Annotated in this window: 22 protein-coding genes and 2 pseudogenes; 15 read left to right on the top strand and 9 right to left on the bottom strand. The window is 71.0% G+C overall.

Going from position 1 to position 25,327, the window contains the following annotated elements:
* The first annotated feature begins 89 nt into the window (after positions 1-89).
* From EFK10_RS39860 to EFK10_RS39840, 5 genes are all read left to right on the top strand, one after another.
* Entirely contained in the window at positions 90-1,475 is a 1,386-nt protein-coding gene (locus tag EFK10_RS39860) for a nucleobase:cation symporter-2 family protein (RefSeq protein ID WP_127360526.1), read from the top strand.
* A 123-nt stretch (positions 1,476-1,598) separates the two neighbouring features.
* Positions 1,599-2,684 (top strand): WD40/YVTN/BNR-like repeat-containing protein, encoded by a 1,086-nt coding sequence (locus EFK10_RS39855; RefSeq protein ID WP_127360540.1) that lies wholly within the window; start codon positions 1,599-1,601, stop codon positions 2,682-2,684.
* 19 nt (positions 2,685-2,703) lie between these two features.
* A complete protein-coding gene (locus EFK10_RS39850; RefSeq protein ID WP_127360525.1) occupies positions 2,704-3,381 on the top strand; it encodes a uracil-DNA glycosylase in 678 nt (225 codons plus the stop codon).
* Between the two features lie 28 nt (positions 3,382-3,409).
* Entirely contained in the window at positions 3,410-4,399 is a 990-nt protein-coding gene (locus tag EFK10_RS39845) for a phospholipid scramblase-related protein (RefSeq protein WP_127360524.1), read from the top strand.
* Between the two features lie 129 nt (positions 4,400-4,528).
* A complete protein-coding gene (locus EFK10_RS39840; RefSeq protein ID WP_127360523.1) occupies positions 4,529-5,407 on the top strand; it encodes a sirohydrochlorin chelatase in 879 nt (292 codons plus the stop codon).
* Between the two features lie 72 nt (positions 5,408-5,479).
* On the opposite strand, the gene EFK10_RS39835 is transcribed toward EFK10_RS39840, so the two are convergent.
* Positions 5,480-6,517, bottom strand: coding sequence for a lactonase family protein (locus EFK10_RS39835; protein WP_127360522.1), 1,038 nt, complete (start codon positions 6,515-6,517; stop codon positions 5,480-5,482).
* 179 nt (positions 6,518-6,696) lie between these two features.
* Between EFK10_RS39835 and EFK10_RS39830 the strand changes: the two genes are divergently transcribed.
* Both EFK10_RS39830 and EFK10_RS39825 read left to right on the top strand, forming a co-directional pair.
* Positions 6,697-8,256 (top strand): N,N-dimethylformamidase beta subunit family domain-containing protein, encoded by a 1,560-nt coding sequence (locus tag EFK10_RS39830; RefSeq protein ID WP_240677765.1) that lies wholly within the window; start codon positions 6,697-6,699, stop codon positions 8,254-8,256.
* A gap of 178 nt (positions 8,257-8,434) precedes the next feature.
* On the top strand, positions 8,435-8,911 hold the full coding sequence (locus EFK10_RS39825) for an Lrp/AsnC family transcriptional regulator (RefSeq protein ID WP_127360521.1): 477 nt from the start codon (positions 8,435-8,437) through the stop codon (positions 8,909-8,911).
* Here EFK10_RS39825 and EFK10_RS39820 read toward each other — a convergent pair.
* Positions 8,895-9,317 (bottom strand): YjbQ family protein, encoded by a 423-nt coding sequence (locus EFK10_RS39820; protein WP_127360520.1) that lies wholly within the window; start codon positions 9,315-9,317, stop codon positions 8,895-8,897. The genes EFK10_RS39825 and EFK10_RS39820 overlap by 17 nt on opposite strands.
* A 293-nt stretch (positions 9,318-9,610) precedes the next feature.
* Here EFK10_RS39820 and EFK10_RS39815 point away from each other — a divergent pair, with 293 nt between their 5' ends.
* On the top strand, positions 9,611-10,354 hold the full coding sequence (locus EFK10_RS39815) for a glycoside hydrolase family 3 protein (protein WP_127360519.1): 744 nt from the start codon (positions 9,611-9,613) through the stop codon (positions 10,352-10,354).
* Positions 10,355-10,367: 13 nt separating this feature from the next.
* Positions 10,368-11,561: an NAD(P)-binding domain-containing protein gene (locus EFK10_RS39810; RefSeq protein WP_127360538.1), complete on the top strand. Its 1,194-nt coding sequence runs from the start codon at positions 10,368-10,370 to the stop codon at positions 11,559-11,561.
* Between the two features lie 166 nt (positions 11,562-11,727).
* On the opposite strand, the pseudogene EFK10_RS39805 reads toward EFK10_RS39810, so the two are convergent.
* Positions 11,728-12,201: pseudogene (locus EFK10_RS39805) on the bottom strand (RNA-guided endonuclease InsQ/TnpB family protein); the annotation flags it as partial.
* Positions 12,202-12,378: 177 nt separating this feature from the next.
* Positions 12,379-13,416, bottom strand: coding sequence for a tetratricopeptide repeat protein (locus EFK10_RS39800; protein WP_127360518.1), 1,038 nt, complete (start codon positions 13,414-13,416; stop codon positions 12,379-12,381).
* A gap of 103 nt (positions 13,417-13,519) precedes the next feature.
* Between EFK10_RS39800 and EFK10_RS39795 the strand changes: the two are divergent.
* The 5 genes and pseudogenes from EFK10_RS39795 to EFK10_RS39775 all read left to right on the top strand — a co-directional run.
* Positions 13,520-13,747: pseudogene (locus EFK10_RS39795) on the top strand (FGGY-family carbohydrate kinase); the annotation flags it as partial.
* A complete protein-coding gene (locus EFK10_RS39790; protein WP_127360517.1) occupies positions 13,726-14,496 on the top strand; it encodes a (Fe-S)-binding protein in 771 nt (256 codons plus the stop codon). The pseudogene EFK10_RS39795 and the gene EFK10_RS39790, both read left to right, overlap by 22 nt.
* Positions 14,493-15,968: a lactate utilization protein B gene (locus EFK10_RS39785; protein ID WP_127360516.1), complete on the top strand. Its 1,476-nt coding sequence runs from the start codon at positions 14,493-14,495 to the stop codon at positions 15,966-15,968. The genes EFK10_RS39790 and EFK10_RS39785 overlap by 4 nt, the downstream gene beginning before the upstream one ends.
* Positions 15,965-16,612: a LutC/YkgG family protein gene (locus tag EFK10_RS39780; RefSeq protein WP_127360515.1), complete on the top strand. Its 648-nt coding sequence runs from the start codon at positions 15,965-15,967 to the stop codon at positions 16,610-16,612. Before EFK10_RS39785 ends, EFK10_RS39780 begins: the two co-directional genes overlap by 4 nt.
* Positions 16,605-17,423, top strand: coding sequence for an aminotransferase class IV (locus tag EFK10_RS39775; RefSeq protein ID WP_127360514.1), 819 nt, complete (start codon positions 16,605-16,607; stop codon positions 17,421-17,423). The genes EFK10_RS39780 and EFK10_RS39775 overlap by 8 nt, the downstream gene beginning before the upstream one ends.
* A gap of 18 nt (positions 17,424-17,441) precedes the next feature.
* Here EFK10_RS39775 and EFK10_RS39770 read toward each other — a convergent pair whose 3' ends face one another.
* From EFK10_RS39770 to EFK10_RS39760, 3 genes are all read right to left on the bottom strand, one after another.
* Entirely contained in the window at positions 17,442-19,118 is a 1,677-nt protein-coding gene (locus tag EFK10_RS39770) for a bifunctional 3'-5' exonuclease/DNA polymerase (RefSeq protein ID WP_127360513.1), read from the bottom strand.
* A gap of 58 nt (positions 19,119-19,176) precedes the next feature.
* Positions 19,177-19,551 (bottom strand): DoxX family protein, encoded by a 375-nt coding sequence (locus tag EFK10_RS39765; protein WP_127360512.1) that lies wholly within the window; start codon positions 19,549-19,551, stop codon positions 19,177-19,179.
* Positions 19,552-19,657: 106 nt separating this feature from the next.
* Entirely contained in the window at positions 19,658-21,469 is a 1,812-nt protein-coding gene (locus EFK10_RS39760; protein WP_127360511.1) for an ABC transporter ATP-binding protein, read from the bottom strand.
* 95 nt (positions 21,470-21,564) lie between these two features.
* Between EFK10_RS39760 and EFK10_RS39755 the strand changes: the two genes are divergently transcribed.
* Positions 21,565-22,023, top strand: a complete 459-nt coding sequence (locus EFK10_RS39755) for a MarR family winged helix-turn-helix transcriptional regulator (protein WP_127360510.1) — start codon at positions 21,565-21,567, stop codon at positions 22,021-22,023.
* Between the two features lie 10 nt (positions 22,024-22,033).
* On the opposite strand, the gene EFK10_RS39750 is transcribed toward EFK10_RS39755, so the two are convergent.
* Entirely contained in the window at positions 22,034-23,422 is a 1,389-nt protein-coding gene (locus EFK10_RS39750) for an alpha-amylase (RefSeq protein ID WP_127360509.1), read from the bottom strand.
* A gap of 224 nt (positions 23,423-23,646) precedes the next feature.
* On the bottom strand, positions 23,647-25,227 hold the full coding sequence (locus EFK10_RS39745; protein ID WP_127360508.1) for a peptide-N4-asparagine amidase: 1,581 nt from the start codon (positions 25,225-25,227) through the stop codon (positions 23,647-23,649).
* Positions 25,228-25,327 lie beyond the last annotated feature (100 nt).

The raw sequence follows: 25,327 nt of genomic DNA, 5'->3' as shown, positions 1-25,327 counted from the left end.
GACCTGAAACCGTTTCGAAATCAACAAAATGTTTAAGGCGTCTACGGTCTGGGCTGTCATACCCGCACGCGTGGTGTCGAGGAGAGCCCATGGCGACTGTAGAGAAATCCGCCCACCCGGTGGACGAGGTCCTGCCGGCCGCGCAGCTGGGGGCATTCGGCCTCCAGCATGTGCTGGCCATGTACGCGGGCGCGGTGGCGGTGCCGCTGATCGTCGGCGGCTCACTGGGGATGAAGGGCGCCGACCTGGCGTATCTGATCACCGCCGACCTGCTGCTGTGCGGCGTCGCGACGCTGCTGCAGTGCGTCGGGTGGTGGCGGTTCGGCGTGCGGCTGCCGATCATGCAGGGCTGTACGTTCGCGGCGGTGACGCCGATGGTGCTGATCGGCAAGGACGGCGGGCTGCCGGCGATCTACGGCTCGGTCATCGTGGCGGGGCTGGCGATGATCCTGCTGGCCCCGGTCTTCGGGCGGCTGCTGCGGTTCTTCCCGCCGCTGGTGACCGGCACCGTGATCCTGGTCATCGGGCTGAGCCTGCTGCCGGTGGCCGGCAACTGGGCGGCCGGCGGCCAGGGCGCCAAGGACTTCGGGGAGCCGAAGAACATCGCGCTGGCGGCCGGCGTGCTGGTGGCGGTGCTGGCGATCCAACGCTTCGCGCCGCCGTTCCTGAGCCGGGTGGCGGTGCTGGCCGGCATCGTGCTCGGCATGGTGGTGGCGCTGCTGCTTGGCTTCACGGACTTCAGCGGGGTCGGTGACGCGGACTGGGTCGGCATCAGCACCCCGTTCCACTTCGGCACCCCGTCCTTCCAGGGCGCGGCGATCGTGTCGATGCTGGTGGTGGCGCTGGTGACGATGACCGAGACGACGGGTGACTTCATCGCGGTGGGCGAGCTGACCGGGCGCAGGATCGAGCCGCGGCGGCTCGCGGACGGCCTGCGCGCGGACGGCGTGTCCACGGTCCTCGGCGGCATCTTCAACACCTTTCCGTACACCGCCTTCGCGCAGAACGTCGGCCTGGTCGGCATGACCCGGGTGCGCAGCCGCTGGGTCGTCGCGACGGCGGGCGGCATTCTGGTGCTGCTCGGCCTGCTGCCGAAACTGGGCGCCGTGGTCGCCGCGATACCGGCGCCGGTGCTGGGCGGCGCGGGCCTGGTGATGTTCGGGTCGGTGGCGGCGAACGGACTGCGGACGCTGGCCACGGTCGAGTTCAAGGACAACCACAATCTGACGGTGGTCGCGGTGTCGCTCGCGGTCGGGCTCCTGCCGGTGGGTGTGCCGACGATCTACGACCGGTTCCCGGACTGGTTCCAGACGGTGATGGACAGCGGGATCAGCGCGGGCTGCATCACCGCGATCGCTCTGAACCTGCTCTTCAACCACCTTCCGGCGAAGGGGGATTCAGCCGCCGGACCGCTCGTCCTGGCGGCTGGCGCCGATGAGAACGCCGTCGAGGAGGCCGGGGAACAGCGCCTCTAGACCGTCCCCGCGCGGGCCCTCCGAACAGGCGATACGCGCGCCGGAGGGGACGTTGTCAGTGGGGCGGTGCAGACTCTGTGATGCCGGACACATTCCGTATCCCGGAGGAGAGGCACCATGGCCATCGATGACGTACTGCTCGCGGTAGGGACCCGCAAAGGGCTCTTTCTCGGTCGCCGGGGCGGTGGCGGCGGCTGGGAGCTGACCGGGCCGCACTTCCCGATGCAGGCGGTGTACTCCGTCGGCATCGACACCCGCCCTGCCGTGCCCCGGTTGCTGGCCGGCGCGGACAGCTCGCACTGGGGCCCCTCGGTGTTCCGCTCGGACGACCTGGGCCGCAGCTGGCACGAGCCGGCCCGCCCTGCGGTGAAGTTCCCCGAGGGGACCGGCGCCTCGCTGGAGCGGGTGTGGCAGCTCCAGCCGGCCGGGCCCGGTGCGCCCGGCGTGGTGTGGGCGGGCACCGAGCCGGGCGCCCTGTTCCGCTCCGACGACGGCGGGGAGACCTTCGAGTTCGTACGCAGCCTGTGGGAGCACCCGCAGCGCGAGCAGTGGGGCGCCGGCTTCGGCGGGCAGGCCGTGCACACCGTGGTCACCGATCCCCGGGATCCGGACGCGGTGACGGTGGCCGTGTCCTCGGGCGGGGTGTACCGGTCGCGGGACGGCGGGGCGAGCTGGGAGGCGTCCAACACCGGGATCAAGGCGGACTTCCTGCCCGATCCGTACCCGGAGTTCGGCCAGTGCGTGCACAAGATCGCGGCGGATCCGGTGGACCCGGACCGGCTGTATCTGCAGAACCACGGCGGCGTCTACCGCAGTGACGACTCCGGAGCGAGCTGGACGGAGATCGGCAAGGGGCTGCCCGCCGACTTCGGCTTCGCCGTCGCCGCACACCCCCGGCGCAGCGGCGTGGCGTACGTCTTCCCGGTCAACGACGGCAGCGACCGCTATCCCCCGGGCTACCTCTGCCGGGTCTACCGCACGGATGACGCCGGGGCCTCGTGGACACCGCTGAGCGCGGGCCTGCCGAGGGACGAGCACTACGGGGTGGTGCTCAGGGACGCCCTGCGCACGGACGACGCCGATCCGGCCGGGGTGTACTTCGGCAATCGTAACGGGGAGGTGTACGCGAGCGCGGACGAGGGCGACAGCTGGCAACTGGTGGCCGAGCATCTGCCTGATGTGCTGTGCGTGCGGGCGGCGGTCGTCTGAGCCACTAGAGTGACTGCCCGTGGCAGCACGACCGTTGAACGAGATCGTCGAAGCGGGCTGGGCGAAAGCCCTGGAACCGGTGGCCGAGCGGATCGCCGGGATGGGCGACTTCCTGCGCACCGAGATCGCCGCGGGGCGCACCTACCTTCCGTCCGGGGCGAATGTGCTGCGGGCCTTCCAGCAGCCCTTCGAGGAGGTGCGGGTGCTGATCGTCGGCCAGGATCCGTACCCAACACCGGGTCACGCGGTCGGACTTAGCTTCTCCGTCGCGCCCGAGGTGCGCCCGCTGCCCGGCAGCCTGGAGAACATCTACCGGGAGCTGGGCAGCGACCTCGGTCTCCCCCGGCCGTCCAACGGCGATCTCACTCCCTGGACCCAGCAGGGCGTGCTGCTGCTCAACAGGGCGCTGACCACGGCCCCGCGCAAGCCGGCCGCCCATCGCGGCAAGGGCTGGGAGGAGGTCACCGAGCAGGCGATCCGGGCGCTGGCGGCGCGCGGCAGGCCGCTGGTGTCGGTGCTGTGGGGCCGCGACGCGCGCAATCTGCGGCCCCTGCTGGGCGAGTTGCCGGCCATCGAGTCCTCGCATCCCTCCCCCATGTCGGCCGACCGGGGCTTCTTCGGCTCCCGGCCGTTCAGCCGCGCCAACGACCTGCTGGTTCGGCAGGGAGCGAAGCCGGTCGACTGGCGGCTGCCCTGATCAGGTGAGAAACCGTTAGTCTGCCCGGGTGACGACGCATTCGAACACCCCGGCGGGCTGGTACGCGGACCCGCACGGCACTCCGAACCTGCTCCGCTACTGGGACGGATCCCAGTGGACGGAGCACACGCACGCCGGCCAGCCGCAGGCGCAGGTACCCCCGCAGCAGCAGGCCGCGCCGCAGCAACAGGTTCCGCCGCAGGGCCACTACCAGAAGCAGGGGCAGTTCCAGCAGCAGGCGGCGCCCCAGCAACAGGCCGCGCCCCAGCAGCAGTACGGCCAGCAGCCGTATCCGCAGCAGCCCCCGCAGCAGAAGGACAACCCCTGGGAGCTGGGCGTGGACGGCGGCCACGACCCGTCCCGCGTGCAGCGACAGGTGCAGCAGCAGGCCGGTGTCGCCCCGACAGGACCGGGCGGCGGCACCCTGTTCAGCGAGCCGGTGCTCGTGGTGAACCAGAAGGCCAAGCTCATCGAGCTCAACAACGAGTACAGCGTTTTCGACCAGGGCGGCCGCCAGCTCGGCTCGGTGGTCCAGGTCGGCCAGTCGACGGCCCGCAAGGTGCTGCGCTTCGTGTCCAGCGTCGACCAGTACCTGCCGGTCAGGCTCGAAGTGCGGGACGCGTACGGCCAGCCGCAGCTGCTGCTCACCCGGCCGGCGAAGTTCATCAAGTCCAAGGTCATCGTGCAGCGTCCGGACGGACAGACGCTCGGTGAGATCATCCAGCAGAACGCCATCGGGAAGATCAACTTCTCGTTCGAGGTCAACGGCCAGAAGATCGGCGCCATCAAGGCCGAGAACTGGCGGGCCTGGAACTTCGCGATCGTCGACCACACCGAGACCGAGGTCGGCCGGATCACCAAGACGTGGGAGGGCCTGGCCAAGACCATGTTCACCACGGCGGACAACTACGTACTGCAGATCCACCGCCAACTCCCCGACCCGCTGCTGAGCATGGTGGTCGCCTCCGCGCTCACCGTCGACACCGCGCTCAAGCAGGACGCCCGCGGCTTCGGGTGAGTCACCATCCGTTCGATACGGTGCCGGATCAGGCCGACCGGCACCGTATCGGGACGGAACCGGACAAGTAACCCTTGCGATGGACCCTCCCGAACATGAGAACCGCCGGAGGCACTAGCATGCCTCGCCATGAGCACTGCCGAAGGCCCCGCATCCGGCCTGCCCGTTCGAATGCCGCGCCCCCGCCAGCCCGGGCGGCACCGGCGACCGGAACTGCTGACCACGCCCGAGGGCGCTCCGGCGCTTGTCCTCGCCGTGCCCGGCACCCCGTCCTCCGCGACCCGGAGTCTGGCGGAGGAAGTCATCAGCATCGCCCGTTCCGAGCTGTCAGGCCTCGACCCCCGTATAGGTTTCGTCGACGGCGACGGTGACGAGTTCCCGACGCTGGAGACCGTATTGTCCCAGGCGGCCGCCGAGCGTATGGAGGACGGCCCCGCGGCCGTCGTCGTACCGCTGCTGGCCGGCCCCGAGGCCTCGGTGATGCGCCGCATCCGCCAGGCCGTCATGGACAGCCGTTCCGCCGCCGAGGTGACCGACGTCCTCGGCCCACACCCGCTGCTCGCCGAGGCGCTGCACGTACGGCTCTCCGAGGCCGGCCTGGCCCGCGCCGACCGCGCCCGGCTGTTCACCGTCGCGACGGCAGCTGACGGCATCATCCTCGCCACCGTCGGCGGCGAGGAGGCGGTCCAGGCCGCCGGGGTGACGGGTCTGCTGCTCGCCGCACGGCTCGCGGTGCCAGTGCTGGCCGCCGCCCTGGATGTCGAGGGCTCCATCGCACAGGCCGCCGACCAGCTGCGTTCCTCCGGCTCGACCACGCTGGCCCTCGCGCCCTGCCTGATCGGCCCGGAGATAGCCCCCGAGCTGCTGCACGACGCCTCCAAGGAGGCCGGCTGCCAGGGCGCCGACGCGCTGGGCCCCTACCCAGCGATCGGCAAGCTGGTCATCGGCAAGTACACCACCGCGCTCGGCATCGCCCAGCAGCCCTCGCAGGGCGCCTCTGCCCACTGAACCCGTCCCCGCGCGAAGCGCGGGTGGCGGCCCTCACCGGGACCTGCCGCCCGCGCGTTCGTATGTCGGCTCTCAGCGGAAGACGACGCAGGACGCGGCGGGCACGTCGATCGAGCCTGCCTGGACGGGCATTCCGCTCTCAGCGTCGACGTCGAACCACGCCACGCCGCCGGAACGCTCGTTGGCGGCGTACAGACGGCTGCCGGAAGGGTCGAGGGTGAGGTGGCGCGGCCAGTCGCCGCCGCAGCCGACGGTCCCCCGCAGCTCGAGCCGGTCGCCGGACTCGTCGACGGACAGCACCGCGATGCTGTTGCGGCCGCGGTTGGCGACCCAGGCATACCGCCCGTCGGCCGAGATCACCAGCTCCGACGGGTAGTTGGTGCCCTCCGCGCCCTCCGGGAGCACGGACACCTCGGCCACCGGGCGCAGCCGCCCGACCTCCGGGTCCCAGTGGCACACCGTCACGACCGAGTCCAGCTCGTTGACGATGTATGCCCGGTCCCCCCGCGGGTGGAACGTCAGATGGCGCGGTCCGATCCCGGAGCGCAGCCCCAGCTCCCGCTCGATCTCCAGCTCGCCGCCGGCCGGGTCCAGTTCGCACACCCGCACCGAGTCCGTACCGAGGTCCACCGTCAGCACCCAGCGCCCGGAGGGGTCGGGCAGCACCATGTGGGCGTGCGGGCCGGTCTGGCGCTCCGGGTCGGGGCCGTCGCCCTCGTGCTCCAGTACGGAGACGGGCTCGCCGATGCCGCCGTCCTCGCGGAGCGGGAGCACGCTGACCGTGCCGGTCTCGTAGTTGGCGGTCAGCAGATGGCCTCGGTGCAGGCTCAGGTGGGTGGGCGAGCCGCCGCCCGCAGGCACCGTCTTGCCGAACTGCCGGGGCTCAGCCGGGTCGGCCAGCGAGAAGACGGCGGCGCCGCCGTCCTCCGGGTTCTCGCTCACCGCGTACAGCAGCTCGCCGTCCGGCGACAGCGCGAGGAAGGACGGGTTGTCCACCGCGTCCGTCGAGTGCAGCGCGGTCAGCGCCCCGGTGGCGGGGTCGACGGCGGCAGCGGTCAGTCCCCGCCCGCCCGCCGATGTGAACGACCCGATGTATGCGTGCCCGGCCACTGCCGTACCTCTTCCGCCTGTTGTCTGTACGGCGGCTGAGAGTAGTACCTCCCTGGCCGGTTCGTCCCGGCGGGTGGATTCTGGGCGGCGAGCGCCCGCCTCGGCCGTCCCACCGGGGCCGTCCTCCGGTCGGCTTACGCGGGCGGGCCCGGTGCGGTCGCCGCGCCTAGCCTCGCACTGTGACCACGCACTGGGACCGGCGGCGCTTCCTGGAGTCCGTGGCCGGCGCGGGGGCGGGCGGCCTGGTGGCCGGCTGCTCGGTGACGGGAGCCTCCCCACGGCGTAAGGGCGGCGGTGACGGGACGGGCCGCGCGGAGAACGACCGCCCCGGCGACCACGACTGGGGGCTGCGGCAGGCAGGGGACGGCAACGACCGGGCGATCGAGGGATACGCCGACCGGGTGAGCGTGCTGCCCGGCGAACCGGTCCGCCTGTTCGTATCCACCACCAGCCGGACGTTCCGCGTCGAGGCCTTCCGGATGGGCTGGTACGGCGGCGCCCAGGCCCGCAGGGTGTGGGCCTCCGACAGCCTGCCCGGGCACGAACAACCGGTGCCGGAGGCGCAAGGCCCGACCCGTACGGTCTCGGCCGCCGCCTGGCGGCCCGGCCCCCGGATATCCACCCAGGGCTGGCCCGAGGGGGCGTACCTCTTCCGGCTCATCGCCGACGGCGGGGCGCAGCGGTACGTACCGCTCACCGTGCGGTCCCCAAAGACGGCGGGCCGCGTGGTCCTGGTCAACGCGGTGGCGACCTGGCAGGCGTACAACGCCTGGGGCGGTCGCAGCCTCTACCACGGCCCCGGCGGCAAGCCCGATTACGCGGGCCGATCGCTGGCGGTCAGCTGCGACCGCCCCTACGACGGCAACGGCGCTCCGCTGTTCCTCACGTACGAGCAACCCGCCATCGCACTGGCCGAAAGCCTGCGGCTGCCGCTGGCCTACGTCACGAACACGGACCTCGACCGCGAGCCGCACCTGCTGGCGGACGCCCGCGCGGTGATCTCCCTCGGACACGACGAGTACTGGACGCCGGCCATGCGCGAGCGCGTGACCGGCGCCCGGGACGCCGGCGCCAACATCGCCTTCCTCGGCGCGAACGCCTGCTTCCGCCGCATCCGCCTGGAGCACACCGCACACGGCGACCGGCGCCAGGTCGTCTGCTACAAGACCGACTGGCCGCACGACCCCCTGCACGGCAGCGACCCGGCCGCCGTCACCGCCGACTGGCGCGAGCCCCCGCACGCCTGCCCGGAGAACTCCCTGACCGGCACCCTGTACGAGTCCAACGGCACAAGCGCCGACTACACCGTCACCGAACCCGGCCACTGGCTCTTCGCCGGGACCGGTGTCACGCGCGGCAGCCGCTTCCCCCACCTCGTCGGCACCGAGTACGACCGGGTCACCGGCGGCACCGGCACGCCCCGGCCGATCGAGGTCGTCGCCCACTCCCCGCTGGTCTGCCGTGGCGTGCGCAGCTACCAGGACTCCGCCTACTACACCGCCGCCGGCGGCGCCGGGGTGTTCAACACCGGCACCATGCGCTGGGTCGAGTCCCTGAAGGGCGACGGCGCCCACGGCATTCCCCCGTACACGGCCCGTTTCACCCGCCGGGCCACCGAGAACCTGCTCCGCGCCTTCGCCCAGGGCCCGGCCGGCCGACGCCACCCGGCACGGGACAACCTTGCGGCGCACCGGCCCTACGCCGCCGACCCGATCTGGGACCGCCACAATCTGTGGTGACCGGCCACCCGAGGCCAAGAGCCTGTCCGGCCGATCTCCGTGGCGTCGCGTGCCTCCCCCCAGCCTCGCGGCTGGGGGGACCCCCACCAGCCGCCAGGGCGGGGGGACCGCGCGGCGTTGCCGAAATGCCCTAGCTGCTAGCTCCTCCCGTTACCTGCCCGCCGGATCCCGCGCGGGCGTGGGCGGCGACTGGTTTCTCGCGGTCCTTCTGGAACAGCCGCGCACGAGCGTGCGCGAGTACGCCCGCATCCTGGGCATCGCCCGCGGGACACTCCAGGCCCGTCTGGACCGCCTGGAACGCGACGGTGTCATCACCGGCTACGCCCCGAGCCTGTCACCGGCGGCCCTCGGCCACCCCGTGCTGGCCTTCGTCCACATCGAGGTCACCCAGGGACATCTGGACGACGTCGGCGACGCGCTGGCGGCCGTCCCGGAGATCATCGAGGCATTCTCGATCACCGGCGGCGGAGACCTGCTCACGCGAGTGGTCGCCCGCGACAACGCCCACCTGGAGGACGTGATCCAGCGCCTCATCCAGGTGCCCGGCGTGGTCCGGACCCGCACCGAGATGGCGCTGCCCGAGCGGGTGCCGTACCGCATGACACCGCTGGTCGCCTCGGTGGGCCGGGAGGCGGCGGTCAGCCGAGGAAGCTGAGCCGGACCTGACGGCGGGGGTTGTCGACGTTCGTGTCGACCAGGACGACGGACTGCCAGGTGCCCAGCTCCAGTTGGCCGCCGATGACGGGGAGGGTGGCGTGCGGCGGGACGAGGGCGGGGAGGACGTGGTCGCGGCCGTGGCCGGGGCTGCCGTGGCGGTGGCGCCAGCGGTTGTCGGCGGGCAGGAGGTCGTGGAGGGCGGCGAGGAGGTCTTCGTCACTGCCGGCGCCGGTCTCGATGACGGCCACGCCGGCGGTGGCGTGCGGGACGAAGACGTTGAGCAGTCCGTCGCGGCCGTGCGCGGCTTCGCGCAGGAAGGCGGCGCAGGCGCTGGTGAGGTCGTAAACCGTCTCGGTGGAGCCAGTCGTGATGTCGATCGTACGGGTGGTGAAAGCGTCGGCCATGTGTCCATGGTCGCCCACGCCTCGGACGTCCGTGTCCACCGGCCCGTCCGCGTGGCGAGACGGGGGGCATGTCGCGTGCCGCCCTGCTCACCACGCGCGTCACATTGACCTGCTGCTGACGCCTTCGCACTCGCATTTTCTCTCTCGCGCCTGACCGCTTCGCGCGCCCCTGTCCGACTGCGGGTTCGCGCTCCCTATTGGTCTGGACCAATAAGGGGCTCCCGGGATAGGGTCCGTCTGCCGTCGCATCCAAGGGGGACCCATACGTGTTTGTGCCGCACCCAGTCGCCGCTTTGGTCGACGCATGTCTGCTGCCGTCCTGTGGCGGGGAGCGGATGCCCGGCTGGATCGCGCGGGGCCTGGCGGAAGGCCTGCCGGGCGTCGTCCTGCACGGCGACGTCCCGGCTGATCTGCGGGACTCGTACCCCGATGCGCTGGTCGGCTTCACCCCGCGCGACAGCGCCGGGAGCGGTGACGCGGCCGCGGCGGAGCTGACGGCTGCGGGCGCCAACGTGCATCTCGCGGTACGGCCACGGGCGGGTGCCGGCGACACCGGTTCGTACGTCACCGAACTTCAGGGGCATGGGGTGGCCGCCGCGCTGGGCCCCTTTACGGGGCACGGCGCCCTGCGGCCCTTCGCGGAGGGCGTCTCGGCGGGGGTGATGGCGGTCGCGGTCGACCCGCTCGCCGCGCTGGCCGACGGCTGTGTGCCGGAGGTGCTGCGGGGGGAGCTGGGCTACGACGGTGTCGCGGTGAGCGAGCCGCTGGACGCCCCTGCGGTGGTCGACCGCTGGGGCATCCCCGGCGCGGCGGTGCTCGCCTGGATCGCCGGCCTCGACCTGCTCCAGCTCGGCCCCGGCTGCGGTCCCGGCGTCCATCAGGCCGTCCATACCGCCGCCGCCCGCGCCGTGGCCGACGGTGACCTGTCCGCCGCACGGCTCGCCGAGGCCGCCGACCGCGTCGCCCGGCTGCGCCGCTGGGCCGGCGACCCCGGTCGGATGAACCGGGAAGGATACGGCGTACGCCACGGTTGGTAGAACCGTGAACCATGTGGACGCAGCGCGCGAGATCGACGTCGCCGTCGTCGGGGCCGGCCAGGCCGGACTCTCGGCGGCGTACTTCCTGCGGCGGGCCGGCATGCTGCCGGGCCAGGACTTCGTCGTGCTCGACCACTCCCCCGGCCCCGGCGGCGCCTGGCAGTTCCGCTGGCCTTCGCTGACCTACGGGCGGGCGCACCGCGTCCACGAACTGCCGGGCATGCCCCTGGAGGGCGCGGACCCGGACCGGCCGTCGGCGGAGGTCGTGGCGGAGTACTTCGACCGCTACGAGCGCGCGTTCGACCTGCGGGTGCGCAGGCCGGTGAACGTATCGGCCGTACGGGACGCTGGTGACGGCGACCGGCTGCTCGTCGGGACGGACGGTGGCGACTGGTCCGCGCGGGCACTCATCAACGCCACCGGGACGTGGGACCGGCCCTTCGTGCCGCGCTATCCCGGCCAGGAGCTGTTCCTGGGGCGGCAGTTGCACACCGCCGGATACCGGGGGCGCGAGGAGTTCGCAGGCAAGCGGGTCATCGTGGTCGGCGGCGGCACCTCCGCGGTGCAGCTGCTGCTGGAAATCGCCGACGTGGCGGCCGCGACGACCTGGGTGACCCGGCGGCCCCCCGTATTCCACACCGGGCCGTTCGGCGAGGACCAGGGCCGTGCCGCCGTCGCGCTTGTGGAGGAGCGGGTCCGGCAGGGGCTGCCGCCGCAGAGCGTTGTGAGTGTGACCGGGTTGCCCATGACCGAGGCCATGGCCGCGGCGCGGGCGCGGGGCGTGCTGGAGCGGTTGCCGATGTTCGACCGCCTTACCCCCGGGGGTGCCGTCTGGGCGAGCGAAGCGAGACGGGGGTCCTCCCCCAGCCTGGCGGCTGGGTCGTGGTGGGGGTGCCCCCAGCGAAGCGAGGGGGAGTGCCCCCACCGGCCGAAGGCCGGGGGAGGGCGGCATGTCGACGCCGATGTCGTGCTCTGGGCGACCGGCTTCCGGGCCGCGCTCGATCATCTGGCCCCGCTTCGGCTGCGCGAGCCGGGGGGTGGGGTTCGGCTGGACAGCCTGACGCGCGTGGCGCGGGACCATCGGGTGCACCTGATCGGGTACGGGCCTTCGGCCAGCACGGTCGGAGCCAACCGCGCGGGGCGCAGCGCGGTCCGGGAGGTCCGGCAACTGCTGCGGGCGCCCGCCGGTGCTGTGGCCGTCGGCTGACTTCCCCCACCCCGCCGCCCCTGCCCAATCCTGGACGCCGCCCTCCGTCCGCCGGGGGGGCTGCCGGTCAGGGGGCTGGGGTTGTTCCCCCCTTCCCGAAACCGGGCTCCGCCCGGACCCGCTGGAGGCTCTCCCCCAAACCTTCGTTTGGGTGGGGGTCCCCAAACTGCGCAACCTTGATACGGGCTTTGGCCCGGTTCGCGCTACCTCTCTGCTTGCGGAACAGAGCCCGCTGGGCCTTCTTGAGTTTCTTCTCGGCGCGACGCAGGAACTTCGGGCCGTCGGTCTTGCGGCCGTCGGAAAGGACTGCGAAGTGGGTGAGGCCCAGATCGATGCCGCAATCCACCTCGGTGTCAGGCATCCGTTCCAGGTCGGCAACCGGGTCGGACTCCACAACAAAGGAGGCGTAGAACCTGCCCGCAGCATCCCTGATCACGGTGACGGTGGAGGGGGACGGCAGCGTTCGGGACCACCGGACCTTGATCTCTCCGATCTTCGGGAGGACCAACATCCGCTCTCAGGCAGCTTTCCGGGCACGGAGGGCATCGTTGAATACGACCCTCGCACAGCCGAACGCACGTGCCAGTGCAATGCACTGACCGGGTGACGGCTCGATCCGGAACGAATACCTGAGCTGCACGAGAAACAACCTAGGTACGTGGCTCACAACTGTCACCGGGAACATTTGAACGAACTGTCACCTCATGTTCGCCCTTCACGCGCACCCGCTCGTGTCCCGACGCACCGGACCCCGGACCACGTCAGGTGCTCAATTGCTGACGTATCCGAACTTCCGGTGGGTCACACCGATGAGTATTCATAGCAGTATGGCACCGATCAGAAGGGCTGCGCCCAGGGCGCCAGGCAGTACGAGACGTGCCCCTCGTGCAATACCGAAGGTCGCACCGAAGGCGGTGAATACGAGGACCAGTGTGCCCGCGATACCGACCAACATCCGCATGGCATCGTCGACCGGCTGGCGATTGGCTACCTGAACAGTGGTGACGATGAACGCGATCACTGCCGCGAGAAGCCCCAGGCTGCCCAGGGTTTCCGAACGCAGCCGACCGATCTCCGCGTTCATACGCTGCTCCGCCTCCACCGTAGCACCGGAAATTTTCTCTCTCATACGATCCTCCGCCTGCGTCATCGCTCGGTCCAGCCGCTCGTGTACCCCTGCCAAGTCACGGCGCACCATTACGTCGGCCTGAATGCGCTGGTACTCGATTATCCGCACCGCATAGTCAGGCTGCTCAGAGTTCTCGAGGTCGATTGCCCTACGAATTGCAGCCAAAGCAGCGGCGTAATCCCCGAGCAGTCCGCTCAGCTGGGAGCGCACAGCACGGAATCGCGGCCGCTCCGGTTCTACCTCGATTGCCCGATCGAGCTGGTGGATCGCCTTCTCCAATTCTTCGCGCTCAACATCACCACCATTCCAGGCGAACTCGGCGAGCATGCGCGCATAATGGGCAGTGATCGCACGGTTGCCCGGCATCCGTTCGAGTGCCGTCCTGGCATGACGGAGTGCCTCAGCAAGATCGGGACCTGCGGGATTCAAAAGCGCCATGTCAGAGTCGAGCACGGCCCGCATGGGATAGTCTTCAAATTTGGACGCATGGGCACGGTAAATTCTTCCGTAATGACTTGCGTCCAGCGTTCGACGATGACGAGCTAGCACTACATAAAGAGCATTGAAACGCACATCCCGGTCTATGTCACTCGCAAGCAGCTGCTCAAGTTCGACTATCTGCGCCGCAGTAAGCCGCACCGCCAGACCGGCCGCATGGGTGTGATATTCCGACTCAGTACCTTCGGGTAACCGTCCGAGCTCTTCTACGACCGTGGAGTTAATCACGTGTAGCATAATAGCCCGCCGCGCCCGTCGACCGACTGAGATGCGAACGCCGAGTGCGGATCAAACGCCCCCGCTTCCATGCGCTTGCAGCGCATACACATTCATGTGCCAGTTGACGGCGGACGCCTGCGGGCTTCCAGTGGTGGCCGGACCGGCCGAGGCGGCGGCGCTGGGGAACGTCCTCGTACAGGCTCGAGCGGCCGGTGTGATCAACGGCGTACTCGCAGACATCCGATCTCTGCTTCACACTGCCCAGCCTCTGAGGCAGTATGAAACCTCAGGTGACGGCACTGCATGGGAGGAGGCCGCATGCGCGTTGCGCTCTTTGTGACGTGTGTGAACGACACGCTCTACCCGGACACGGGTCGAGCGGTCGTCACACTGCTGGAGCGGCTCGGCGTGGAGGTGGACTTCCCGGCGGCGCAGACCTGCTGCGGGCAGGCGCAGTTCAACACGGGCTATCGCTACGAGACCGAGCCGCTGGTGCGCCGCTACGCACGGGCCTTCGAGGGTTACGACCACATCGTCACGCCGTCCGGATCGTGCGTGGCCATGGTCCGCGACAACTATCCCCGGATCGGCGAGAAGGCGGCCGCCGAGGGGCGTGGGGACGAGCTCGCGGAGATCGCGGCGTCCGTCGTGCCGAGGACGTACGAGCTGACGGAGTTCCTGGTGGACGTGCTGGGGGTGACCGATGTGGGGGCGTACTTCCCGCACACCGTCACCTATCATCCGACCTGCCACGGCCTGCGGATGCTGGGGCTCGGCCGCCGCCCGGTGGAGCTGCTGAGCCACGTCAAGGGCCTGGAGCTGCGCGAGCTGCCGGGCGCGGACGAGTGCTGCGGCTTCGGCGGCACCTTCGCCGTCAAGAACGCCGCCGTGTCGGCCGCGATGGGCGCCGACAAGGCCCGGCACATCAGTGAGACGGGCGCGTCGGCCGTCTGCACGGTCGACAACTCCTGCCTGATGCACATCGGCGGCACCCTCGCCCGGCTCGGTTCTCAAACCCGGCCGGTCCATCTCGCCGAGATCCTCGCCTCGACCGAGGAGCACCCCTACGCTCCGGGAGGCATCCGATGAGTGGTGGTACGTACCTGGGCATGCCGGCCTTCCCCGAGGCGGCATCCGAGTCGACCCAGAACAAGCAACTGCGCGCCAATCTCACCCACGCGACGCACACCATCCGCGACAAGCGCGCCAAGGCCGTCGCGGAACTCGCGGACTGGCCGCAGCTGCGGGCGGCCGGCGCCGCGATCAAGAACCGTACGCTGCGCCACCTCGACCACTATCTGGAGCAGGTCGAGGCCGCCGTCGAAGCGGCGGGCGGCCATGTCCACTGGGCGGCGGACGCCGACGAGGCGAACCGGATCGTCATCGACCTCGTCCGGATGACCGGCGAGACCGAGGTCGTCAAGGTCAAGTCCATGGCCACCCAGGAGATCGGCCTCAACGAAGCGCTCGGCGAGGCCGGGATCCGGGCCTACGAGACCGACCTGGCCGAGCTGATCGTGCAGCTCGGCGACGACCTGCCCTCCCACATCCTGGTGCCGGCGATCCATCGCAACCGCTCCGAGATCCGGGACATCTTCGCCAAGGAGATGGGCAACTGGGGCCGCCCGGCACCGGACGGCCTGACCGACCGGCCCGCCGAGCTGGCAGACGCGGCACGGCTGCACCTGCGGGAGAAGTTCCTGCGGGCGAAGGTCGGGGTCTCCGGGGCCAACTTCATGGTCGCGGAGACCGGCACGCTGGTGGTCGTGGAGTCGGAGGGCAACGGCCGGATGTGCCTGACCCTGCCCGAGACGCTGATCTCCGTCGTGGGCATCGAGAAGGTGGTGCCGACCTGGCAGGACCTGGAGGTCTTCCTGCAGCTCCTCCCCCGCTCCTCCACCGCCGAGCGGATGAACCCGTACACCTCGATGTGGACCGGCACGACCGACGAGGACGGCCCGCAGACCTTCCATCTCGTTCTGATCGACAACGGCCGCACCGACACGCTGGCGGACACTGTCGGCCGGCAGGCGCTGCGCTGCATCCGCTGCTCGGCCTGCCTGAATGTCTGCCCGGTGTACGAGCGGGCCGGCGGCCATGCGTACGGCTCCCCCTACCCGGGGCCGATCGGGGCGATCCTCACGCCGCAGCTGCGGGGCACGCAGAGCAAGCTGGACGCGTCGCTGCCGTACGCGTCCTCGCTGTGCGGGGCCTGCTACGAGGTGTGCCCGGTGGCCATCGACATCCCGGAGGTCCTGGTCCACCTGCGCGAACGTGTCGTGCAGGGCGGCGAGGTGACCCTGCGCGGCAGCCGGACCACCATCAAGCCCGCGAAGGGCCATGCCGCCGAGCGCGCCGCCATGCGGGCCGCCCGGTGGGCGCTGGACCATCCGGCGGCGCTGCGCGGCGGCCAGCGGCTCGCGGCCCGCACGCGGCGGCTGCATCCCAAGCGCCTGCCCGGGCCGGGCAAGGCGTGGACCGAGACCCGTGAAGTCCCCGCGGTGCCGGCCGAGTCGTTCCGCGACTGGTGGCAGCGCACGCGGGGTAAGGAGACCAAGTGAGCACCCGAGAGCAGGTTCTGGGCCGCATCCGTCGTGCCCTGGCCGACGTACCGCACGGGGAGACCCCGGACGATGTGCCGGTGAACCGCGACTATCTGCGGATGCACGGTGAGCGCTCGGCGGAGGAGACCGCCGAGCTGCTCGCCGAGAACCTCGCGGACTACCGGGCGATCGTCCACCGTACCACCACCGCCGAGCTGCCCGGCCGGATCGCCGCGCTGCTCGCCGGGCGCGGGGCGGGACGGATCGTCGTACCGGCGGGCCTGCCGCCGGAGTGGCTGGCGGCGGCGGAGGGCGTCGAACTCGTCACGGACACCGCCGCGCTGACACACCGTGAGCTGGACGCCGTGGACAGCGTGGTCACCGGCTGCGCCGTCGCCATCGCCGAGACCGGCACCATCGTCCTGGACGCCTCCCCCGACCAGGGCCGCCGCCGCATCACGCTCGTCCCCGACCACCACATCTGCGTCGTACGGGTGCCCGCGCAGGTCGTCGACTCGGTGGCGGAGGGGCTGGAGCGGCTGGACCCGGCCCGCCCGCTGACCTGGATCTCCGGGCCGTCCGCCACCAGCGACATCGAACTCGACCGGGTGGAGGGGGTCCACGGACCGCGCACGCTGGAGGTCGTACTCATCCATGAGTGACCGGGACGGGGGCCGGGACCGGGACCCGGACAGGGACGCCCTCCTCGTCGAGATCGACGGCCTCCCGGCCACCGCGGAGAAGCTGACCTTCCTCGCGCTCTCCGGCTACGGCCACTTCACCGCCATGCAGGTGCGGGACCTCCGGGTGCGCGGCATGGACTTGCACCTGGCCCGGCTCGACACCGCCTCGCGTGAGCTGTACGGAACCGGCCTGGACGGCCACCTGGTCCGCGAGCGCGTCCGGCATGCCCTCGGCGACCGGGTCCGCGACGCCTCCGTGCGGGTCTACGTCTTCCGTCTGGTGCCCGGCGGTCAGTTGTCGGTCCTGGTGTCCGTACGCGGGCCGGCCGCCCCGCCGAGCGGCCCGCAGCGGCTGCGGACGGTCCCCTACCAGCGGCCCGTCGCCCATCTGAAGCACCTCGGCGGCTTCGCTCAGGGTTACTTCCTCGAGCGCGTCGCCGCCGAGGGCTACGACGAAGCGCTGCTGGTGGGCCCCGACGGGGCGATCTCCGAGGGCGCCATCACCAACATCGCCTTCATCGCGGGTGACACGGTCGTCTGGCCCGACGCGCCTGCCCTGGCGGGCATCTCGATGCAGGTGCTTCAGCGGCAGCTGACCCGGCACGGGGTGCCATGGGAGCAGCGGCCGGTGCGGGTCGCCGATGTGGGCTCGTACGACGGGGCCTTCGTCTCCAATTCGCACGGTGTCGCGGCGGTCAGCGGTATCGACTATCTGGCGCTGCCGGTGGATGCGGCGCTGGTCGGCACGGTGACGCGGCTGTTCGAGGACGCGCCGTGGGATGCGGTCTGACGGTCTGACGGCCCCGGGCTACTTGGCGTCCGCGTAGCACCGCACGGTGTGGGTCTCCAGGGGGAAGAGAACCGGGGTTCGGCCGAAGACCAGGCAGCGGGCCTCGTCGGCGGATTCGGCGACAGCGGATTCGACGGCCTGGACCTGCTCTTCGGGGGTGTGGACGATGATCTCGTCGTGCAGAAAGAACACCAGCCGCGGGCCGGCGCCGCTGTTGCCACCGTCACCGAGTGCGGTGAGGCGGCGGCGCAGTGACGCCATCATGGCCAGGGCCCATTCGGCGGCGCTGGCCTGGATGACGAAGTTGCGGGTGAAGCGGCCCCAGGCGCGGGCGTCGCCGTCGGTCATGTCCTGCCGGTCCCTGGACGGCGGCGGGGAGGTGCGGCCGAGGCGGGAGCGGACCACGCCGCCGGCCTCGCCGGTGCGGGCGGCGGACTCCACGAGCCGCATGGCGTCGGGGAAGCGCCGGTGCAGTACGTCGAGGAGCGGCCGCACCTCGCCGCTGGTCTGCCCGTACATGGCGCCCAGCAGCCCGAGTTTGGCGCGTTGGCGGTCGCCGTCGAAGGCGGTGCGGGCCAGGGCCGCGTACAGGTCGCCCTCCGCGGCTGCCCTGGCCAGGCCGTCGTCGCCGGACATCGCGGCCAGCACCCGGGGCTCCAACTGCCCGGCGTCCGCGACGACCAGCCGGTGCTCCGGGTCGGCGACCACGGCCGCCCGCAGGGAGCGCGGGATCTGCAGCGCCCCGCCGCCCCGGGTGGCCCAGCGCCCGGACACGACCCCGCCGACCACATACTCCGGGCGGAACCTTCCTGCGGGAGCCCACTGCTCGCGCCAGGCCCAGCCGTGGGCGGAGTGGATCCGCGACAGCTCCTTGTAGCGCAGCAGGAGGGCGGCCGCCGGGTGCTCCACTTCGCGCAGCACGTAGGAGCGGGTGGACGCGATCTGTACGCCGACCCGTGCGAAGGCGGGCAGCAGCTGGGCGGGCGAGTCCGGGTTGACCTGCCGGCCCAGCGCCTCCTGGATCTGTCCCGCCAACTCCCCCAGCAGCTTCGGTCTCGTCCCGCCTCCCGTCGGGCGCGGGCCGAGCATGCCGGTCAGCAGCTCATCGTGCGCGGCGGCGCTCCACGGCAGCCCGTCGTACGTCATCTCGGCGGCGGCGAGCGCTCCTGCCGACTCCGCCGCGCACAGCAGCCGCATCCGGTCCGGGTGTTCGGCGAGGGCGATGCGGCGCTGCTGGTCGGCGTGGACGGCGGCCACGGCCACCAGCGGGTCGGTCCCGGCCGGCAGCCGCTGCCGGTCGGCGGCGAACAGCACGGGCTGGTCGTCGGGTCCGCCGTCGGGCGGGTCGTCGGGCACCGGAAGGCCTCGCAGCCGGGCCCAGGCGGCGCCGAGGGCGCGGGGCAGTCCGTACCGCTCCTCGTGGGCCAGGAGTAGCGACTCGACGAGCTTGAGGTCGTGACAGCGGGCAGGGCGCACGGTGAGCCGGGCGAGGAGTCCGGGGTAGATCTCCTCGGTGGCGGCCCACACCCAGCGCGGAGCCTGCCGTGCCTCCCTCTCGGCGACGGCGGCCGCGAGATCGCTGACGCTGTCGGCCGGTCCTGCGGCGGTCCCGTCCTCGCCCAGCACCTGCAGCCTTCCGCCGATCCCGAGCGGATCAGCGGCGACGGCGATGGAAACGGTCCTGGGTGAGGTCACTGTCCGAGGTTAGAACGGGGCACTGACAGTGGCCGGTGACCAGCGCGGCCCTGGCCGCTCAGGCCTCGGCGCTCCGGCTCACTTTGAGAGCCCACAGCACCAGCGGGGCCTGAAGCGGAAGCCGCGCGTAGGCGGCGGCCTTCAGTGGGGCGGGGCGGTCGCGCCAGTCCCGGGCCATCTTGACGTTGGCCGGGAACACGGCCGCGAACAGCCCCGCCGCGAGCAGCGCGCTCGTACGACGGGTGAGCGGCAGCGCGATGCCGGCCGCCAGCGCCAGCTCCGCCGCCCCGCTGGCATAGGTCCAGGCCCGCGGGCTGCCCGGCAACGAGCGGGGGATCATTGCGTCGAAGGGGCCCGGCACGACGAAGTGAGCCGTTCCCGACGTGGCGAGCAGACGGGCCAGAAGCCGGGCGGAGGGGTCGGGCACGGCCATGGGGAACCTCCTGCGGGCGTCGGCTGCGGGCACGGCACACGCTAGCGCCGCCACAGGGCCGGGCGGCCCGGGACGGCACTGACGGCGTGTGCGGTTGATCACGTGATCACGCCGAGGCGGCGGGGGCGAGCTCGGCATCGCGGCGCACGAGGGCGGCGTAGCGGCCGCCTTCCGCCAGGAGCTCGTCGTGGGTGCCGCGTTCCGTGATGCGGCCGTGGTCGAGGACGACGATCTGGTCGGCGTCGCGCACGGTGGAGAGACGGTGGGCGATGGTGATGGTCGTACGGCCGGCCGAGAGGGCGTCGATCGCGTCCTGGACGGCCTGCTCCGTACGTGTGTCGAGGGCGCTGGTGGCCTCGTCGAGGACGAGGACGGGCGGGTCCCGCAGGATGGTGCGGGCGATGGCGAGGCGCTGCTTCTCGCCGCCGGAGAAGCGGTAGCCGCGTTCGCCGACCAGGGTGTCGTAGCCGTCGGGGAGCGCCGCGATGTGGTCGTGGATCTGGGCGGCGCGGGCGGCGGCGACGATCTCCTCGTCGGTCGCCTCGGGCTTGGCGAAGCGGAGGTTGTCGGCGACGGAGGCGTGGAAGAGGTACGTCTCCTGGGCGACGACGCCGACCGTCTCGGCGAGGGTGTCGAAGGCGAGGTCGCGGACGTCGGTGCCGTCGATGCTGACGCGGCCGCCGGTGACGTCGTAGAGGCGGGGCACGAGGTAGCTGAGGGTGCTCTTGCCGGAGCCGGTGGCGCCGACGATGGCGAGGCTGGCGCCGGCGGGGACGGTGAGGTCGATGCCGGCCAGCGTGCGGCTGCCGGAGGCGGGGTCGTAGGAGAAGGTGACGTCCTCGAAGCGGACGTCACCCCGCGCACGCGCGAACCGCACCGGATCGGGGCGCTCGGTGATGTCGACCGGCAGGTCGAGGTACTCGAAGATGCGCTGGAAGAGCGCGAGCGAGGTCTGCACGTCGACACCGGTGGACAGTAGTTGCACAGTGGGCCGGAAGAGGCCCTGCTGGAGGGTGACGAAGGCGACGAGGGTGCCGAGGGAGACGGCGGTTCCGACCATGCCGGCGGCCCAGTAGATGACGGCGGGCATGGCGGCCATGACGATGCCGATGGTGGACATGCGCCAGCGGCCCGCCATGTTGGAGCGGACCTCGAGGTCGACGAGCTGCTCGGACTGGTCGGAGAAGGAGCGCGTGAGCGAGCCCGCCCGGCCCATGGTGCGGCCGAGGAGGATGCCGCTGACGGAAAGCGACTCGGTGACGATCGCGGACAGCGCGGCCATCTGCTTCTGCCGCTGAGTGGTGATCTTCTTGCGCTCGCCGCCGACACGGCGGGCGATCCAGACGAAGACCGGGAGCAGCAGCAGGGATACGACGGTGAGCTGCCAGTCAAGGGCGAGCATAGCGACGACGGACGCGACGACCGAGGTCAGGTTGGAGACCAGGGAGGTCGCGGTAGAGGTGACGGTGGCCTGCATGCCGCCGATGTCGTTGGCGATGCGGGACTGCACCTCGCCCGTGCGGGTGCGGGTGAAGAAGGCGAGGGACATGCGCTGCAGGCGCTCGTAGACGGCGGTGCGCAGGTCGTGCATGACGCGCTGGCCGACGGTGGTGGAGATGAGGGTCTGCAGGACGCCGAAGACGCTGTTGAGGACGGCGGTGGCGATCATGCCGAGGGCGAGCAGGCTGAGCAGCCCGGTGCGGTGCTGCGGGATCGCGGTGTCGAGGATGGCGCGCAGCAGGAAGGGCGAGGCCACCGAGACGAGTGAGGCGGCGGCGACCAGCAGGCCGACGAAGGCGAGCCGGGCGCGGTAGGGACGGAAGAGGCTCAGGACGCGGCGTACCTCGGTGGGCCGGTCCGGGTCCTTGGGCGGTGGCGTCCACCGCGGGGCGAGTTCCTGGCGATGTTCGGGGCGCAAAGGGCTCCTCGGGGGGTCGGGCGGGGCATGACGATTGGAGTGTAGTTCATTGTTACCTATACTCACAATGAACCAGGTCCTGATAGGATCGGTCCATGGAATCCCGCACCGCCGCCGCTCAGGCCGACGAGACCACCGGCCGCCTCGCCGACCAGTTGCTGCGGCTCAACCGCCGGCTCCACCGCGCTCAGCGGCGCCACCTCGAACCGCTGGGCGTCACCCCCGCTCAGGCGCGGCTGCTGCGCACCGTCTCGCACAGCGAAACGCCGCCCCGCATGGCCGACCTGGCCCAGCGGCTGGATGTCGTGCCGCGCGCCGTGACCACCCTGGTCGACGCGCTGGAGGCGCACGCCCTCGTACGGCGTGTCCCCGATCCCGCCAGCCGACGGGTCGTACGCATCGAGCTCACCGACGACGGCCGCGCCACCCTGCAACGGCTGCGGCAGGCCCGCCGTGCGGCCGCCGAGGATCTGCTGGCCCCACTGGACGCGGCCCAGCGCGAGGCCCTGACGGCGCTGCTCGCCGTCCTGGACACCGCGCCGGGCCGCTGCTGAGAACCAACCCCTAGCAGGTCGCGCCGACGTAGAGCGCGACGGCGTCACCGGCGCCGACGGTGGCGGTGAACTTGCCGTCGGAGCCGACCGTGTAGCGGTTGCCGCTGTGCTGCACGTCGCAGTAGCTGCCCGCGGGCAGCGAGGTGGTGAAGGTCTGGCTGATCGAGCCGCTCTCGTGGTTGATCGCGACGTAGCCCTTGCTGCCACGCCCGAAGGCGATGGCGTTGTTGCCGTTGTCCCACCAGTTGGTCACCGAGGTGCCGGAGACGGCGTTGTGGAAGCCGACCATGGCGGCGATCTGCGGCCAGGCGTGCTGGCACTTCCAGCCGTCGCTGTAGCAGGCGTTGACGGTGCCGCCGTTGGGCGGGCCGGCGTCGTTGTCGGAGAACTCGTAGCCGGAGTAGACGTTCGGGGAGCCGTAGGCCCAGGCCAGCAGATAGACGTTGGCCAGGGTGTAGGTGTTGCCGTACTTGTAGTTGAGGGTGGAGCCGTTGCGCTCGGTGTCCCAGTTGTCGACGAACGTGCGGGACTGCGAGCTGGGCAGATAGCCCGCACCCCAGGCGGCGCCCCAGCTGCTGAGGTAGGCCAGCTTCTCGTTGGTGAAGACCCGCTTGAGGTCGTACGCGCCCTGGAAGGCGTCCACGTCGCCGGTGCCGGTGTACTCGCTCGGCTGGATGGCCTCGCCCGAGCCGTAGATGACCTCCTGGGCCCAGAAGACCGAGGAGTTGGTCAGCTTGGCCTTGATGGCGGAGAGGTCGGAGGCGGCGATGTGCTTGGCAGCGTCGATGCGGAAGCCGTCGGCGCCCAGCGAGATGAGGTTGTTGAGGTACGCGGCGATGGTGGAACGTACGTAGTCGCTGCCGGTGTTAAGGTCCGCCAGCCCGACGAGCTCGCAGTTCTGGACGTTGGCACGGTTGGTGTAGTCGGAGATGCTGGTTCGGCAGGAGTGGAAGTCCTGGTCCTGGTAGTAGCCCGGGTAGTTGTACTTGGTGTACGAGGTGCCGCCGGTGCCGGTGCCGGAGCCGGCGGTCATGTGGTTGATGACGGCGTCGGCGATGACCTTGACGCCTGCGTTGTGGCAGGTGGTCACCATGTTCTTGAACGCGGTGCTGTCACCGAGCCGGCCGGCGATCTTGTAGCTGACCGGCTGGTACGAGGTCCACCACTGCGAGCCCTGAATGTGCTCCTGCGGCGGGGAAACCTCGACGTATCCGTAGCCGGCCGGGCCGAGGGTGCCGGTACAGGCACTTGCGACCGAGGCGTATTTCCACTCGAAGAGGGTGGCGGTGACGTCCTTGCTGCCGGGTGGCGTGGCCTGGGCCTGCTGCTGCGACATGGCGACGAGGCCGGTCGCGGCGAGCAGCCCGGCGAGCGCCCCGCGCAGTACACGGGATCTCATGGGTTGCGGCTCCTTTGCTGCAACGGGCACACAGGTGCCCTGAAGACAGCCACGCGCCAGGCCGCCGTGAGGGGATGAGGCGTTCCCGCCCGTGGGAACTCCGGTCAGGAGACTGGCCCTCGGACGGGAACACGTCAAGACTCCTCGTGGAAATACTTTCAGTCGCTTGCAGAAACCTTGTGGTTGGGGAACCCCCTATTGCGGCGAGGAAAAGCCGCCTCACCTCAGCAGCGCCGCCGATCCTCCGTCAGCGTTCCCTGCGCGGTGGCGAGGGAGCGGTCGTAGCAGGCGCCGTCGCCGGTGAGCCGGTAGCGCTCGGCCGAGGTGCCGACGGCGTGGCGCTGGTCGCGGGGGACGTTCAGGGTCCAGGTGGCGTCACCGGTGTAGGTGTCGTCGAGCCGGGAGCGGGTGGCACCGGTGACGGCTGCGTGGTCGCCGAGGGAGATGGCGGTGCGCAGCCGGTCGTCGGAGCCGATCGTGATCGCGCCGTCCATGGTGTAGGTGCGCCGGGTGCGGGTGGCGGTGCCGTTGACGGTGTGGGTTTCGTCGTCGGTCCAGCGGGCCTTGAGGGCGTCGGTGGTCTCGTCGGCGTTCCAGGTGTGGGTCGAGGCCGCGGTCAGCGTGCGGTGGACGGTGGTGGTGACCCGGCCGTGGGAGGTGTTGACGTAGCCGGAGACGGTGAGTTGGTGACTGCCCTTGGCGTCGAGGGTGCGCAGGTCGGTGCCGGGGTCGTATGAGGTGGAGACGGCCGGGGCGCTCTCCTTGTGGACGGTGAGCGCACCGGTGACGTGCTCACGGTGGGCGTCCTGCCAGACCAGGATGTTGGTGGGGACGCTCCAGCCGCTCTGGCCCTCGGGGACGCCGACCACGGAAACCTGGACCCGGTGCTGCTTGCCGTCGTTGAGCAGTCCGGCGAAGGGGGTGAGGTCGTAGTCGATCGGCTGGACGTCGAAGGCGCGGGGAGCGGGGATCACGTACCAGAGGAAGGGGTTGGACCAGCCGCCGGTCCACACGTGCGGGTAGGGCGAGGCGATTCCGGCCAGTTGGCCGTCCACGGTGACCTGCACCTCGCGGTTGGGCCCGTCGTCGCCTGCCTGACAGGAGTACGGGACATCGGCCGGGACGGCGAGGTACCAGAACTCCTCGCAGCCGCCGCCCGATCCGGTCGCGTACACCTCGGCGACGATGCGCTCGCTGTTGCGCGGGGTGGTGAGAGTGGTGGAGTCGAGGGGGATCACCTGGTCGGGGGTGCTGGCCGCGGGGGCCGCCTTCGTACGGCCTTCGGCGGTGTAGAAGGTGAGCGTGACCTTGACGTTGATGACGCCGGTGTAGGTGTCGTCGACGACATTGCCGATCAGCATCTCGACGGGCTGTTGCGCGCGCAGGGTGGAGGCGTAGCGGGTGACGTCCTTCTCGGCCGACCAGGAGATGCCGTCGGGCGAGGGCTCGGGGGTGGAGGTGCGGAGGATCTCGACGCCGCCGATGTGGAGGTAGCCGAGGCGGTCGTACTGGCGGCCGGCCACGCTGCCGTCGAGGTGCAGGACGACCTTGCTCCAGCGGGTCCCGCAGTCGGCGGGCGGGGTGTAGGTGCCGGTGTAGGGGGTGAAGTCCTTGAACTGCGTGTCGGCGACCGTCACCGTGCAGGATCTGGTGTCCGGAGTGGCTATCGGCGGGGCGGCGGTGACCGGGTCGTGCCAGTCGGAGCCGAATTCGGCCGGGGGCGTCGCGGCCGCGGCGACCGGGGCGGCGAGGAGGACGAGCCCGAACAAGGCGGCGAGCATGGACATGATCTGTCGACGTCTCATGCGACAGGAGTGAAGCGTGAGTTGTGCCGCGGGCGCCAGAAGGCGTGCCCGGATCAGCCCTCCAGGTCCGTGATGTCGCCCATGACGACCACCGGGTGGT

Origin of the sequence: Streptomyces soli (assembly GCF_003999195.1) — a bacterium.
Taxonomy (GTDB): domain Bacteria; phylum Actinomycetota; class Actinomycetes; order Streptomycetales; family Streptomycetaceae; genus Actinacidiphila; species Actinacidiphila soli.
Note: the sequence above shows the minus strand (reverse complement) of the source record. Positions and strands in the feature narration are given on the sequence as shown.

Excerpts from the sequence above, each read along its gene's own strand:
- EFK10_RS39775 (WP_127360514.1), top strand. The coding sequence starts at position 16,605 with ATGAGTGACCGGGACGGGGGCCGGGACCGGGACCCGGACAGGGACGCC.
- EFK10_RS39755 (WP_127360510.1), top strand. The coding sequence starts at position 21,565 with ATGGAATCCCGCACCGCCGCCGCTCAGGCCGACGAGACCACCGGCCGC.
- EFK10_RS39790 (WP_127360517.1), top strand. The coding sequence starts at position 13,726 with ATGCGCGTTGCGCTCTTTGTGACGTGTGTGAACGACACGCTCTACCCG.
- EFK10_RS39860 (WP_127360526.1), top strand. The coding sequence starts at position 90 with ATGGCGACTGTAGAGAAATCCGCCCACCCGGTGGACGAGGTCCTGCCG.
- EFK10_RS39785 (WP_127360516.1), top strand. The coding sequence starts at position 14,493 with ATGAGTGGTGGTACGTACCTGGGCATGCCGGCCTTCCCCGAGGCGGCA.
- EFK10_RS39840 (WP_127360523.1), top strand. The coding sequence starts at position 4,529 with ATGAGCACTGCCGAAGGCCCCGCATCCGGCCTGCCCGTTCGAATGCCG.
- EFK10_RS39765 (WP_127360512.1), bottom strand. The coding sequence starts at position 19,551 with ATGGCCGTGCCCGACCCCTCCGCCCGGCTTCTGGCCCGTCTGCTCGCC.
- EFK10_RS39745 (WP_127360508.1), bottom strand. The coding sequence starts at position 25,227 with ATGAGACGTCGACAGATCATGTCCATGCTCGCCGCCTTGTTCGGGCTC.
- EFK10_RS39750 (WP_127360509.1), bottom strand. The coding sequence starts at position 23,422 with ATGAGATCCCGTGTACTGCGCGGGGCGCTCGCCGGGCTGCTCGCCGCG.
- EFK10_RS39820 (WP_127360520.1), bottom strand. The coding sequence starts at position 9,317 with ATGGCCGACGCTTTCACCACCCGTACGATCGACATCACGACTGGCTCC.